Raw genomic sequence first — 12,675 nt, forward strand, 5'->3', positions numbered from 1 at the left:
AGTCAGATTGCGGAAGCCCACCGTTGTGCGCGTTCGAAGAACTCCTGATTGTTGAGTGCGAGATTCATCGAGTGGCCGGCGGCGGGAAGCACGTAGGTGCTCAGGTCCGCCTCCGGGAAGAAGGGGCGCTCGGACCGATATAGTGTGCGAGCGTCGGTGCAGTCGGTCAGTGAGCCGCCGCCGCCCTGCGCGCAGAACACGTTGTCGGCCCTGCCGTTCGCGACGAGCACCGGAACGTCGATCTCGAACGTCGTAGGGATGAACACGGGAATGGTCGCGAGCACGCCGATGGTTCCGGCCACCCGGCTCGCCTCGTCGGCCGCTACGACGGCGGGGTCGGAATCGCGAGGGGCGTAGAACGCCCTCGCTCTCGCGCCGGGGACGCTGAGGTAGGTGTAGTCGCCGGCGGGCACCGATCTCGCAGTGCGCGGGTCGTGGAGCGCGGGGCGGACGGACGTCTGAATCTGCAGGATTCCACCCGGTCCGGGGGCATGCGATGCACCGCTGACCAGGAGCCCGTCGACGTCGTGATACGTACCGACCTCCTGCATCGCCGTCAGCGATCCGAAGGAGTGTCCGACCAGGACGATTTTGTCCCATCGATGGCCGAGCCGCCCGTTGCGCGCCGCGGTGATCACTTGGTGGAGGGTGCTCGCAGCGGTCGTCGCCGACACCTGCCAGCCCGGGGGCTTGGAGCTCTCGCCGACTCCGATCGGATCGATCGCCAAGGTGGCCGTTCCGGCGCGAGACGCATGTCGCACATAGGAGTACCGATCGCCGAAGCCGGGGAAGTCCCAATAGGAATGGTCGTAGGTGGCGCCCGGAACGAGGACCTGTAGGGCGGTGCCGGGGTCTGCGGTCGGTACGCAGTACCGGCCTGCGATGTGGGACGTGCGTGGACCGCCGTCCAGCGACACCGGGACTGAGATGTCGGTGCAGTTGTTCAGCGTCGCCGGTGCAGCGTCGGCGACCGGAGCGCCGAGGGTGATCGCCGCTGTGACGGCGGCGACAACGCAGGTCAGCGTGCGTGAGATACGAACGAGACTCATCGGACGGACGCCGCATTCCAGTAGTCGCGATTGCTCGTTATCCTGCCGTCGCGGATGGTGCCGACCGACGAACCGCGTAGACCCGCCGGCCGCATGATCCACTCGGTGGCGAATGCGTCATCGGTGACGGCGCTGTGCACGATCTCGTACGTGGTACCCGGTGTCATCGCGATCGCATGCTCGACGAACGCGCGCGCCTGCGCGACTCCGGTCGCGATGTGGCCGGTCGGTACGTCTTCCAAGACGATGTCGTCGGTGAACCACTGCATGATCTGGTCGGCGTCGGCCCGATCCCAGGCCGCGTAGTACTCGGTGACCCAACCGGTGCTGCTGGTGCTCATTCTGTGTCGTCTCCTCGTGTGTGGCGGGGGATGTGTCCGGTGAAGATGCAGCGCAGTCCGCTGATGAGCGGTTTCGCGTCGTCGTGCCCGGTCGCCGACATTCCGGCGGCCCGAAGCGAAGGATGGATGATGTTGTTCTCGGCCTGGCGACGGGTGGACAACCAGCCCACGTACAGGAGATAGGTGGCCGCGAAGATCTCGCCGGACTCGCGGTCGTCGAACCCTGCCGACCGCAGGATGTCCAGGGCCGTGTCCGTGAGCTCGGTCGCGGCGGGGGACTGTCCGCCGGAGGTGAGCGCCCTTGAACCGGTGCCGGGATAGCGGAGAAAGGCCCGGTCCATGGCCAGGACCAGGGCGATGTACCGGTCCTGCCACGATGCGGCGGAGTCGAAGCGCACAGTGATCTGTTGTGCCACCGCCTCGACCACGCGAGTGGCCAGGTCGACGTCTCCCCGCAGGTGGTAGTGGATCGCGGGCGGGGTGACGCCGCACTCGTCGGCGACGGCCTTGACGGTCAGCTCGTCCAGAGACGAACGCTCCACCACTCGCAGCGCGGCGTCCAGGATGTCCTGTGACGACAGCGGAGCCGACTGAGTTCCTCCACGTGGTCGCGGCATCGGCGGACCCCTTTCATTTATTCTGACTAAATGGTACTCATTTAGCCGTACTAAATCAACGGGTATCGGCTTCGGAAGGATCAGACATGGACACTGACATCGTCGTCATCGGTGGAGGCGTCGCGGGCAGCGCCTTCGCGGCTCGGATGGGCGCAGCGGGATTCGGTGTGATCGTCTTGGAACGAGAGGCGGCGTACCGCGACATGGTTCGCGGGGAGGCGATGGTGCCGTGGGGATTCCTAGAGGCGGTCGAGCTCGGTGTCGCGGACGCGATCATGGGAGCCGACGGCCGGTCGGTGATCACGCGCATGGTCCCGTACGGCGACTCTCTCACCGTCGACGCGGCGCAGCGGCGGGCGTCGGATCTGACCGAGGTGGTGCCCGGCGCCCCCGGCGTGATCGCCGTCGGCCATCCCGAGTTGCGGTCGGCGTTGGCCGACGCTGCGGAGTCGGCCGGCGCCACGGTGTTGCGCGGTGTCCGCAGATCGAGCGTCCAGGCCGGGTCGCACCCGACGGTGAGGTACCAGCGCGACGGACGGATCGGGGAACTGTCCTGCCGGCTCGTCGTCGCGGCGGACGGAAAGTTCTCCACGACGCGAGCCGCGCTCGGCGTCGACATGCATTCCACCGTCCCGCGGGTCAAACTCACCGGAATGCTCGTCGACGACGGGGGAGTGTGGGATCGACGGGTCACGTCGATCGCGGTCGACGGCAGGAATCAGTACATCGTGATTCCGCGCGCGGGTAACCGGCTGAGGCTGTATGTCGGTCGGCGCGTGGACGATCCTGAACCGCTGACCGGACCGCAGTCGATTCCCGACTTCCTGGATGCGTATCGGACGCCGATCTTTCCGGACTCGGATCGGCTCGCGGAGTCGACGCCTGCTGGACCGTGTGCGGCCTTCTCGATGTGTGACTCGTGGACCGACACGCCGGTCGTGGACGGGGCGGCGCTCATCGGCGACGCCGCCGGATGGAGCAATCCGCTGACGGCGCAGGGGCTGAGCATCGGTCTGCGTGACGCCCGGATGCTGGCTGAGGCGTTGTTGAACGACACGACCTGGAATCCGGAGACGCTGTCCAGTTATGCCCGCGAGCGGGCCGAGCGCATGCGACGCCTTCGGTTCAGCACCGCATTGACCGATCTGGTCAGTGGCTTCGGCATGGTCGACCGAACTGCGCGCCGCAGTCGGATCCTCGCCGCCCTGGCTGAGCGCCCGGAGCTCGGGAGCGCGTTGGCGGCGGTTCATTCCGGCCCGTGGAGCATTCCTGAGGACGCATTCGCATCCGACATCCTCATGACGTTGGCGCTGGCCTGAGTCGAGGCCGAAACCTCCAGGGGTCGTGCCCAGTGCGCGTCCGGTCGCCCGAAGCGGGTGCGCAGCTCGTTTCGAGCGATCTTCGCGAGACCGGTTCGAGGCAGTGACTCCACCACCTCGAGTCGTTCGGGGAGCTTCTGTTTCATCAGGTGTGCCCGAGTCAGGAAGTCGACGACCGCGGCGAGATCGGGCGCTTCGACAACGGACTCGGGCACCACGACCGCGCATACCATTTCGCCGCGTTCGTCGTCCGGGACGCTGATCATTGCGACTTCGGCGATCGCCGGGTGCGCACTGAGCAGCTCCTCGATCTCCAGCGGAGCGATGTTCTCTCCCTTGCGAATGACAACGTCCTTGATCCGCCCCACCACTTCGATCTGACCGCCTGGATGGATTCGCGCGAGGTCGCCGGTGCGGAACCGCCCGTCCGCGGTGAACGCCTTTTAGGTCTCGACCGGGTCGGTGCAGCCGTGGCAGATGCCGCGCCCCGATATCTGGACCTCTCCGATCTCTCCCCGGGCCACCGGCCGGTGGTCAGCGGCTATCAGACGGGTGGTGTTGCCCGGGATCGACCTGCCGTCGGTCGCGGCCAGAATCGACGGATCATCGAGCGGGTCGGCCACGGCGGCCATTGGCACCTCGGTCATGCCGTAGTCATGAGCGACTGTCGCACCCATGACGTTGCGGATCTGGTGGAACTGCTCCGGTGGACACGGGGCGCCGCCGCCCTTGAACAAACGCAGGCTCGGTACCAATGGGGCGGGAGCACACCGCGGTGAGCAGGAATTCGATGGCGCCGACATGCGCGACCGGGAATGCCGTCGCCACCACGTCGTCACCGTTCTCGCCGACCCGACCGTTTCCGGCGAATGCCCGGTCGGTGGTCAACAGGGGGACGTCGGTGTGCCGTGCGCCCTTCGGGAACCCGGTGCAACCGGAATTGAAGTACACCCAGGTGACCTCTTCGGCGTTCTGGGGCGCGCGCAGGGCCGGATCGGGATCGGCCTCCGGTGCCGTCGGACCGATCTCGACGACCGTCGGCGCAGCTTGGTCGCCGAGATCCAGGTCGCCGGCCAACGCGACGTAGTCGATGTTGTTCCATATTCCCGGCACCAGGACGAACTCGGCGTCGACAGCGGTCACCGCAGTGGAGACCTCGCGCTTCCCGCAGATAGGGGTGATCGGCGCTTGAAGCGCGCCCAGCCGCCGGAGCGCGAACATGACCAGCACCGTGCTGATCCGCGCCGGCAGTTGCCAGCAGACCCGCGAACCTCGCTCGATTCCGAGCGCCGCCAGTCCGGCGGCGACCCTGTCGACCGCCCCGTCGAACTACGCCCACGTCAAGGAGCGACCGAACTCGTCGGCCAATCCCGCGTCGTCTGGGCCCGCGCTGAGAGGTTGGCCGACTTGGTCGGCCTGTCCAGTACCCACAGCCAAGATGTGGTCGATTCAGGCCTTTCGGATCGTTGCGTGCGCCGCAGAACGATTCGATCGGTCGTGTCTCGAGCGACGCGTGAGGGCGAAGGCCGACATGAGGTGAGGTCGGCCCGCGGCTACTGCGCCTGTTTGGGAAGCCGGAAGGTGGCGCCGTCCCAGTAGTCGCGATTCGACGAGATCTTCCCGTCTACCAACGTGCCCACCGACGAGCCGCGCAGGCCCTGCGGCTGCATGATCCACTCGGCTGCGTACGCCGTCGGAGTACTGTGGCCGCTCACGACGTCGTAGGTCACGTTCGGGACGACCCGATTGGAGATCCGAACGAAATTGGCAACCTGGTGACGACCCCGGGAGATGTGTGCTGCGGTCACGTCCTCGTAGACGCAGTCCTCAGTGACGAAACTGGCCACCTTGTCCGGGTCCTCGGCGCTCCAGGCGTCGAAGTAGTCGAGAATCCATTGGTCGGTCATGTCCGTATCCTCCATCGTCTCAAGGTTACTAAGTGTCAGGTATATGGCTACATCGTCGATGTAGCGCTTGTCGTGGGGCATCTCGCATCATTTCAGAAAGTGCAGGTTAACATCCATAGGTTTCCTAAACTTCCTTGATCCTGCATGCGTAAAATTAAGTCCACGAGTGTCAGAAGAAGAACGATTTCGGCCTCGGGGAGTGTCGCACGCGACAGCACGCCGGCGGGCGGCCCGGAAGGGCCGCCCGCCGGCGTGCTGTGGTCGGTGCAGCCGCTGCGTCGTCAGTGTGCTGCGTAGAGCGACGGGTCGATGGTCACCTGGTGGAAGTCGGTGAGTGATCCGTCGTCGTTCGCCTTCGCGACGATGCCGTCCGCGCTGCAGATGTTCTTGGAGATGGGGATCTGCTTCCCGTTGCACTGGAACATGATCCCGTCGGTCAGCGGGTACTCGACCGGGGGTGCGGTCTGAATGCCCTTGGTTACTGTCTGCGGGGTCGGATCGGTGACCTTCGCGGCGTTGAGCGCCTTGATCAAGCCGAGCATCGGCGCGTAGCCGACCGACGAGATCTGACCGAACTCCGCTCCGTCTCCGTACTTGGCGAGCGCCGCCGAGTAGACCTTCGAATCCGGCGCCTCCGGGTCGAGGTTCAGCTGCGCCGCGACGTTGATGTCCCGGTAGCCGTTGGGGATGGCGCTGCCGCCGCCCGGTGTGATGCACCGGTCGATGGCGAAGATTGGAGCATCCGGCTTGACCGTCTTGATCGCCTTGAACGCGCTCGAGCAGAAGCTGTCGTTACCGATCACGAAGAAGTTGTCCGCGTCGGCTCCGCCCGCAGTGATCTGCGGAGTCATGTCGGCGGTCCCCGGCGGCATGCCGACGACGTTGAAGCCGAGGCCGGCGTTCTTCCAGATGATGCTGCCGAGCTGTCGGGTCGGCCCCTCTGCGCCGGGCACGCCGATTGAGACGCCGGTGGTGTGCTTGAGGCCCTGCTTCGCGGCTTCAGTCGCGGAGAGGCCGAAGTACGCGGTGCCGTTCGACAGGGAGAAGACGCCCGGCGTGGAGAGTGCCTTCGGCGTGGTCGCACTGTGGAAGGCGAACGGAATGCCGGCCGGGCTCAACACGTTGATGATGTTGTCGACTTCGCCAGGCGTCGGTCCGACGACCGCGACGGCGCCTGCCTGCACCATCTGGTTGGCGCAGTCCGTCGCAGCGGCGGGCTGCGTCAGCGTCTCGCAGCCCTTGACTTCGACGGGATGTCCACCGATGCCGCCGAGGTACTCGTTCGCGTAGGCCGCGGCGGCCTTCGCTCCACGGATTTCGTCGGAGACGTCGATGTCCTGGCCCTTGCCCTCGCTGATGAACCCGATGGTGACCGGGGAACCGGTCGCCTTGTTCGGAGTGCCGAGGGCTGCTTCGTTGGCCGCCGGGTCGCCCGTCGAGCTGCTGTCGTCGGAACCGCACGCGACCATCGCGCCGGTGAGAGTGATGGACAGCATGGTCGCTGCGAGCAACCGTCTGCCTGTCGTGAGTTTCTTCATGAATGCTCCTGGTGTCAGGGCGACCACACGGGCCTAGCGATGTCGGGATTCCAGATGGGGTCTCGTCGCCTATCTGATTTCGGCGACGTAGTGTCAGAAGACGACACTCGTCAAATGTGGGGTATGGCGGGAGTCACGTTCACAGTTTGCGCACAACGATATGTAATCGTTATCAACTATCTGAAAATCTGGATATTTGCGCTGCATATGGCCGATCCCGGTGGGGATTTAGGGCTTGTGTAGGCGACTGGAGTGGATGAAGTGGACCCTGAACAGCTTTCTTACAGGACTGCTCGTCACTGTCAGAACTGTTCGCCGACACGATTATTCCGGCCAGGGTTCGGGCCGCCGGCCGGGCGATGTGAGGCGTACCGGGGCCAATCCGCGCCTGCGGTACCGGCGACCCTCGGCATTCTGTCCCCGCGGCGGTGGGCGAACAGATGTGGTAGATCAGGCTCTTCTCGGCGATTGTATGACGTGCATGTCAGAACTATGTATCTGATCGGCCCCTCGGCGTCTCTGTACACAGCTTCGATGGTGGTGCCAGACCCGCTGCTCCTGTCGAAACGCTTGACCGACGTGATCTCCGACACTACAGTGACAGACTGTCAGATGATCGGGCCTAGTTGTCGGGTGAACCTCGGCGAATCGGTTCGCGTCAGGGCGCGATACGCAATAGGAGGCGCAGTGCCACTTCAGGATTACATGCAATTGATTTCAGTCGACGATCACTTGATCGAACCGCCGAGTGTGTGGACGGACCGTCTGCCCCGGAAGTTCCTCGAGGCCGGACCGCGCATCGTCGAGATGGACATGAGCGAGCAGCACGGCGACGAAGCGTTGTCGGCGATTCTCCTCGACGCCGCGCGCGGCGAGGGCGGACACGCCGCGAAGAAGAAGATGGCCGAGGTGTGGGTGTACGAGGGACGCGTGTACCCGAACATCGGTCTCAATGCCGTCGCCGGCAAGAAGCCGCAGGAGTACGGCATGGACCCGAGCCGGTACTCGGACATGCTGCCGGGCTGCTACGACTCGAAGGCGCGCGTGGCCGATATGGATATCGACGGTGTCCAGGCCGCGCTGTGCTTCCCGTCGTTCCCGCGGTTCGCCGGCACCGTCTTCCTCGAGGGCCAGGACAAGGAGCTCGCGCTGCTCTCTGTCAAGGCGTGGAACGACTTCCATCTCGACGAGTGGGCGGCCGTCGCGCCGGACCGGTTCATCCCGTTGATTATTCTCCCCCTGTGGGATCCGGAGGCCGCGGCAGCGGAGATCTACCGCTGCCACGCCAAGGGTGCGAAGGCGATCACCTTCCCGGAGAACACCGTCTCTCTGGGGCTACCGTCCTTCTACACCGACCACTGGGATCCGGTGTTCCGGGCGGCCGAGGAGACCAAGATGCCGTTGTGCATGCACTTCGGATCGTCCGGGCGCGCGCCGATGACGTCGCCCGAGGCGCCGATGGCCGTCATGATCTCGCTGTTCGGAACCAACTCGATGTACGCGACCGCCGACCTCCTGTTCTCGCCGGTCTTCTACAAGTTCCCGAACCTCAAGGTCGCGCTCTCCGAGGGCGGCATCGGCTGGATCCCCTACCTCCTCGAGCGCATCGATCTGACCTGGGAGAAGCATCGCTGGTACCAGAACGTCAACAAGGAGGTCCGGCCGTCGGACCTGTTCCACAAGAACATGTACGGCTGCTTCATCGACGACTTCGAGGGCGTCTCGCGTCGCCATCAGGTCGGCATCGAGAACATCACCTGGGAGTGCGACTACCCCCACTCGGACTCCAACTGGCCGAACAGCCGTCGCTTCGCGGAGAAGCTCCTCGCCGAGGTGCCGGACAAGGAGGCGCACCAGATCGTCGAGCTGAATTCGCGGGAGCTCTACAACTTCCCGCGCACCGACGCCGCCGCGATCTGAGGCGATGGAGTCGGTATGAGCGAGCCGAAGGACATCGACGCGGCCGACTGGGTCGATGAGGATCTCCTCACACGTAGTGAGGCAGGCGAACGCCTGGTCGAGGAGATCGAGAGTGAACGCAAGAAGCTGGCCGACCTCCAGAAGTCGGAGTCGTCGCCAGAAGTGATCGCTCGCGTGCGGCGGAGGCTGGACGCGATGGAGAGATTGGTGAAAGCACTGTGAGTTCGCAGAGCTCGAGGATGAGCGGCAAGATCGCGTTGGTCTCCGGGTCGACCAGGGGGATCGGCAGGTCGATCGCGCAGCAGTTCGCTGCGGAGGGGGCGAAGGTCGCCATCAGCGGTCGCACGGTAGAACGCGGCCAGAAGGTGGTGCAGTTCATCCGCGACGCGGGCGGCGAGGCTGAGTTCTTCCCGCTCGACGTGACGTCGGAAGACAGCGTGCAGGCCACCGTCGCTGCCGTCGCCGACCGGTTCGGCGGGTTGACCACGCTGGTCAACAACGCAGCTCCGACCGACGTCGTCGCATCGACGATCAAGCCGCTGCACGAGTACTCGACCGACGAGTGGGAGGCGGTGATGACCGGTGCGCTGAAGGGCAATGTGTTCTGGGCGTCGAAGTACGCGTGGCCTCACCTCGCGGAGGCCGAGGGCGCCTCGATCCTGAACATCTCGTCCGGGCAGGCGATCGCAGGCTTCAAGGGATTCGCGGCCTACGGTGCGGCCAAGTCGGCGATCAACAGCCTGACCAGGTCGCTTGCCGTCGAGGGCGCCGCCGACGGCATCCGCGCCAACTGCATCATGGTCGGACGCGTGGTGTCCGGTCGCGGCGACGCGGGGCACCACACCGGAGGCGGTCGGCTCACTCGGATCGGCAACCCGATGGACATCGCCTACGCGGCGACGTACCTGTCGTCCGACGAGGCCGAATTCGCGACGGGATCGATGCTAACCGTCGACGGAGGGTTCTCGATCAACGGTGATGCGGTCTCCGACGCGGAGGCGGCTGCGGGTGCGGCCGGCTGAGTCCGATCGCGATGAGCCCGCAGTGACAGACGGGGAGGCACGCCGTACGGCGTGCCTCCCCGTCGCTCTTCTTCACGCGGGCGCCGTCCGACTCGCTTCGACGTCGGGCACCCCCGAGCCCGACGCGGAGGTGGTGGTTGACCCCGATGACATGCGCAGTCGTCGGTATCGGACGTATAGTCTACTCGCGGAATTCAGGCCGCACGACACGCGCCATGGTCGTCGAGGCGTGTCGTGCAGCGATCGCCGACGCCGGCTTCTCGGTCGGCGACATCGACGGCATGTGCACCTACATGGCGAACGACTCCGAGCTGCCGACATCGGTGGGGCGGGCCCTCGGAATCGATGAGCTGTCGTGGGCCGATGCGATGCTCGGCGGCGGCAACCTGGTCGCCGATCAGGTCGTCACAGCCGCTGCGGTGATCGGGGCGGGGATCGCGAGCGCGGTGCTGGTGTACCGGTCGCTCCGGATATCGCTTCGGCCACATCGACGGACCGATGCAGGTCGCCGGGGACGCGCAGTTCGACGTCGCCGGCGGGTACCTGGTGCCGCCGCAGTGGTTCGCGATGTGGGCTCGCCGTCATCAGTACGAGTACGGCTCCACCACCGAGGATCTCGGCCGCATCACCATCACCGAGCGTGCGGTCGACGCCCGGCACGACCCGGTGTGGCTGGTCGGTTCGTCGAATTCGCAGAGTGGAGCCGAAATGACCGAGTGGGTCGACCCGACGGCCATGTATTCGCTGACCGCCGGACCTCGACTGTGGGACAGAGTCGGAATGACGGCGTCGGACATGGACCTCGCATGCATGTACGACGTGCTTCACGTACACCGTCATGGCCACCGTGGAGCGGATTCTGTGAGAAGGGAGCGGTGGGCGAGTACTTCGAGTCGGGCAGAGCGACCTACGGCGGGGACGTCGTCATAAACCTGCACGGCGGCCTCCTGTCCGAGGGATACATCCATGGTTTGAACCATCACTACGAAGCGGTGCTTCAGCTTCGCCGCGAGGCGGGCGTACGCCAGATGCTCGACGCAGAGCTCGCGCTCGTGACGGCAGCTGCGGGGCCGTTCGGTGGTACGAACGTCTACTCGAGGGAGAAGACGTGAGCGCCGAGCCGCAGGTCTGCGTCCCGGCGCCCGATCCGGACACCAGACCGTTTTGGGACGGGCTGACAGAGGAACGACTGTTGATCTGTCGATGTACCGACACGGCCAGATGGATCCATCAGCCGTTGGGAGGGAGCCGCTACACCGGCGGGCCCGTTCGATTCGACGAAATGAGCGGTGCCGGCACGGTCCTCAGTTTCATCGTCGTCCGACAGGCGTTGACTCAGGGCCGGACGCTGCCGTACGTGACGGCGCTGATCGAGCTGGACGAACAGCCCTGCCTGCGAAACAACGCGATCGTCGACGCCGACCCGGACACGGTCCGGATCGGACAGCGCGTGACCGTGCCGGTCGTCGAGCCCGTCGCGAGCGGGTTCCCGATCGCCGAGTTCGTCGTCGACGAGCCTGCGGCGAACTGAGACTGCACGGCCCGGAACGCGAGAAGGGCGACGACCCGACGGGTCGTCGCCCTTCTCGTCGGCAGTGCCTCGCTCTACAGGACGGCGCCGTTGATCTTGTACTCGATGATCTCGTCCATCGTCAGACCGATCTCCTCCAGCACCGCGTCCGTGTGCTCGCCGTGCATGGGAGCTCGGCTCAGCTCGCTCGGCGTCTCGTTGAACTGGACCGGTGCCGATACGAGTTTGAAGTCGACGCTGTTGGCGTCGGTCAGGTCGGCGATGTAGCCGTTGGCCACGACCTGCGGATCGCTGACGACCTCGCGCGGGGTCTGAACGACGCACCACGAGCCGTCGACGTCCGCGAACGCCTCCTTGATCTCGGCGAGCGTCCGGTTGCCGAACGCGTCGTCGAGGACCTTGATCACATCGAGACGGTGCTCGGATCGGGTCGCATGGCTGACGAACCGAGGATCGTTGACGGCCTCGGGAATGCCGAGGGCGGTGACCAGTCCCGGCCAGTAGCGATCGGATTCGAGCATCACGAGCGAGATGAAGCGGTCGTCGGCGGTCTTGTAGATGTTCACCAGCGGGTTTGCCGCGTTGCTCTGGACCGTCTTGGGGTATCGATCCATCGCGAAGGCGTGCGCACCGGCGATGGTGGCGCCCATCGACCAGGCTCCCATGGCCAGCAACGAGCTGTCGACGGTCAGGGCCTCGCCGGTGCGTTCGCGGTGCAGCAGGGCGGTGGAGATCGCTCCGGCGATCGTCAAGCCGCCGATCGAGTCCCCGAATGCCGGGCCCGGCATCGTGAGCGGGTGCGACGAGCTGTCCGGCGTCACGTTGTCCGCAGCACCGCTGCGGCTCCAGAACGAGGTCATGTCGTAGCCGCCGCGGTTGGCCTCGTCGCCGCGCTGACCGACCGACGAACCCCGGACGTAGATGATCTTGTCGTTGACGGCGCGGAGGTCGTCGACGTCGAGTCCCAGCTTCTTGCGGGCCTCCGGCCGGAAATTGGTGAGGAACACATCGGCCGTCGCGATGAGCTTCATCAGAAGGTCATGGCCGTCCTTCGACTTCAAGTCCAGCGCCACACTGCGCTTGCCGCGGTTCGGAAGCTCGAACATGTGATTGACGGCGCCTTCGGGGATCAGGCCGGACGTCACGAGACCGCGCTGCGGGTCGCCCGACTCGGGGTGCTCGATCTTCAGGACGTCGGCACCCCACTCCGCGAGAATCGCTCCCGCTACCGGTACATACGTCCATGCGGCTACTTCGACGACACGGATGCCATCCATCACATTGACCACAGCAGGTTCCTTTCGATCTGAGTTTCGCTTGGGAGTCCAGGCGACCGATGACTCCGCCCGTCGCGCAATCTGACTCCGTGTATACACCAAGGGATCCCCAAAGGGGAGGAAAATCTGACAGAAAGATACAGAAATTTTCCTT

At 65.3% G+C, this 12,675-nt stretch carries 15 protein-coding genes; 6 read left to right on the forward strand and 9 right to left on the reverse strand.

All coding sequences use genetic code 11. The annotated features are described in order from the left end of the window. Positions 1 to 2: 2 nt before the first annotated feature. Genes BKA16_RS08325 through BKA16_RS08335 form a run of 3 tightly spaced genes read right to left on the reverse strand, consistent with a single transcriptional unit; the run spans position 3 to position 2,007 of the window. Entirely contained in the window at positions 3 to 1,049 is a 1,047-nt protein-coding gene (locus tag BKA16_RS08325) for an alpha/beta hydrolase (RefSeq protein ID WP_183370223.1), read from the reverse strand. Continuing rightward, positions 1,046 to 1,390, reverse strand: a complete 345-nt coding sequence (locus BKA16_RS08330; RefSeq protein WP_183370224.1) for a nuclear transport factor 2 family protein — start codon at positions 1,388 to 1,390, stop codon at positions 1,046 to 1,048. Before BKA16_RS08330 ends, BKA16_RS08325 begins: the two co-directional genes overlap by 4 nt. Continuing rightward, positions 1,387 to 2,007: a TetR/AcrR family transcriptional regulator gene (locus BKA16_RS08335; protein ID WP_183370225.1), complete on the reverse strand. Its 621-nt coding sequence runs from the start codon at positions 2,005 to 2,007 to the stop codon at positions 1,387 to 1,389. Before BKA16_RS08335 ends, BKA16_RS08330 begins: the two co-directional genes overlap by 4 nt. A gap of 86 nt (positions 2,008 to 2,093) precedes the next feature. On the opposite strand from BKA16_RS08335, the gene BKA16_RS08340 reads away from it, so the two are divergent. Then, positions 2,094 to 3,326: an FAD-dependent oxidoreductase gene (locus tag BKA16_RS08340; protein WP_183370226.1), complete on the forward strand. Its 1,233-nt coding sequence runs from the start codon at positions 2,094 to 2,096 to the stop codon at positions 3,324 to 3,326. Here BKA16_RS08340 and BKA16_RS08345 read toward each other — a convergent pair. The 5 genes from BKA16_RS08345 to BKA16_RS08365 form a co-directional block, all read right to left on the reverse strand. Then, entirely contained in the window at positions 3,254 to 3,694 is a 441-nt protein-coding gene (locus tag BKA16_RS08345) for an AMP-binding enzyme (RefSeq protein ID WP_183370227.1), read from the reverse strand. The genes BKA16_RS08340 and BKA16_RS08345 overlap by 73 nt on opposite strands. Before the next feature lie 75 nt (positions 3,695 to 3,769). Next, entirely contained in the window at positions 3,770 to 4,081 is a 312-nt protein-coding gene (locus tag BKA16_RS08350; protein WP_246371688.1) for an AMP-binding protein, read from the reverse strand. Then, positions 3,981 to 4,622, reverse strand: coding sequence for an AMP-binding protein (locus tag BKA16_RS08355; protein ID WP_246372139.1), 642 nt, complete (start codon positions 4,620 to 4,622; stop codon positions 3,981 to 3,983). The genes BKA16_RS08350 and BKA16_RS08355 overlap by 101 nt, the downstream gene beginning before the upstream one ends. A gap of 257 nt (positions 4,623 to 4,879) precedes the next feature. After that, entirely contained in the window at positions 4,880 to 5,248 is a 369-nt protein-coding gene (locus tag BKA16_RS08360; protein WP_183370229.1) for a nuclear transport factor 2 family protein, read from the reverse strand. 266 nt (positions 5,249 to 5,514) lie between these two features. Further along, positions 5,515 to 6,771 carry an ABC transporter substrate-binding protein gene (locus BKA16_RS08365; RefSeq protein ID WP_183370230.1) on the reverse strand — a complete coding sequence of 419 codons (1,257 nt, stop codon included), beginning with the start codon at positions 6,769 to 6,771 and terminating at the stop codon, positions 5,515 to 5,517. Between the two features lie 687 nt (positions 6,772 to 7,458). Here BKA16_RS08365 and BKA16_RS08370 point away from each other — a divergent pair. The 5 genes from BKA16_RS08370 (at position 7,459) to BKA16_RS08390 (ending at position 11,244) form a co-directional block, all read left to right on the forward strand. After that, a complete protein-coding gene (locus tag BKA16_RS08370) occupies positions 7,459 to 8,691 on the forward strand; it encodes an amidohydrolase family protein (protein WP_343067330.1) in 1,233 nt (410 codons plus the stop codon). A gap of 15 nt (positions 8,692 to 8,706) precedes the next feature. After that, a complete protein-coding gene (locus BKA16_RS08375; protein ID WP_183370232.1) occupies positions 8,707 to 8,913 on the forward strand; it encodes a hypothetical protein in 207 nt (68 codons plus the stop codon). Between the two features lie 17 nt (positions 8,914 to 8,930). Then, positions 8,931 to 9,713 carry an SDR family NAD(P)-dependent oxidoreductase gene (locus tag BKA16_RS08380; protein WP_183370233.1) on the forward strand — a complete coding sequence of 261 codons (783 nt, stop codon included), beginning with the start codon at positions 8,931 to 8,933 and terminating at the stop codon, positions 9,711 to 9,713. 806 nt (positions 9,714 to 10,519) lie between these two features. Then, the gene (locus tag BKA16_RS24260; protein ID WP_382426844.1) at positions 10,520 to 10,825 is read left to right on the forward strand and encodes a thiolase C-terminal domain-containing protein; all 306 of its coding nucleotides are present in this window, start codon (positions 10,520 to 10,522) and stop codon (positions 10,823 to 10,825) included. 170 nt (positions 10,826 to 10,995) lie between these two features. Next, the gene (locus BKA16_RS08390) at positions 10,996 to 11,244 is read left to right on the forward strand and encodes a Zn-ribbon domain-containing OB-fold protein (protein WP_246371693.1); all 249 of its coding nucleotides are present in this window, start codon (positions 10,996 to 10,998) and stop codon (positions 11,242 to 11,244) included. Between the two features lie 74 nt (positions 11,245 to 11,318). Here the strand turns inward: BKA16_RS08390 and BKA16_RS08395 are convergent, their stop codons facing one another. Continuing rightward, positions 11,319 to 12,521 (reverse strand): CaiB/BaiF CoA transferase family protein, encoded by a 1,203-nt coding sequence (locus tag BKA16_RS08395; protein ID WP_183372963.1) that lies wholly within the window; start codon positions 12,519 to 12,521, stop codon positions 11,319 to 11,321. Positions 12,522 to 12,675: the final 154 nt, after the last annotated feature.

Origin of the sequence: Gordonia humi, assembly GCF_014197435.1 — a bacterium.
In the GTDB taxonomy this organism is placed as follows: Bacteria; Actinomycetota; Actinomycetes; order Mycobacteriales; family Mycobacteriaceae; genus Gordonia; species Gordonia humi.

Excerpts from the sequence above, each read along its gene's own strand:
- BKA16_RS24260 (WP_382426844.1), top strand. The coding sequence starts at position 10,520 with ATGCATGTACGACGTGCTTCACGTACACCGTCATGGCCACCGTGGAGC.
- BKA16_RS08380 (WP_183370233.1), top strand. The coding sequence starts at position 8,931 with ATGAGCGGCAAGATCGCGTTGGTCTCCGGGTCGACCAGGGGGATCGGC.
- BKA16_RS08390 (WP_246371693.1), top strand. The coding sequence starts at position 10,996 with ATGAGCGGTGCCGGCACGGTCCTCAGTTTCATCGTCGTCCGACAGGCG.
- BKA16_RS08375 (WP_183370232.1), top strand. The coding sequence starts at position 8,707 with ATGAGCGAGCCGAAGGACATCGACGCGGCCGACTGGGTCGATGAGGAT.
- BKA16_RS08330 (WP_183370224.1), bottom strand. The coding sequence starts at position 1,390 with ATGAGCACCAGCAGCACCGGTTGGGTCACCGAGTACTACGCGGCCTGG.
- BKA16_RS08395 (WP_183372963.1), bottom strand. The coding sequence starts at position 12,521 with ATGGATGGCATCCGTGTCGTCGAAGTAGCCGCATGGACGTATGTACCG.
- BKA16_RS08325 (WP_183370223.1), bottom strand. The coding sequence starts at position 1,049 with ATGAGTCTCGTTCGTATCTCACGCACGCTGACCTGCGTTGTCGCCGCC.
- BKA16_RS08365 (WP_183370230.1), bottom strand. The coding sequence starts at position 6,771 with ATGAAGAAACTCACGACAGGCAGACGGTTGCTCGCAGCGACCATGCTG.
- BKA16_RS08335 (WP_183370225.1), bottom strand. The coding sequence starts at position 2,007 with ATGCCGCGACCACGTGGAGGAACTCAGTCGGCTCCGCTGTCGTCACAG.
- BKA16_RS08340 (WP_183370226.1), top strand. The coding sequence starts at position 2,094 with ATGGACACTGACATCGTCGTCATCGGTGGAGGCGTCGCGGGCAGCGCC.
- BKA16_RS08360 (WP_183370229.1), bottom strand. The coding sequence starts at position 5,248 with ATGGAGGATACGGACATGACCGACCAATGGATTCTCGACTACTTCGAC.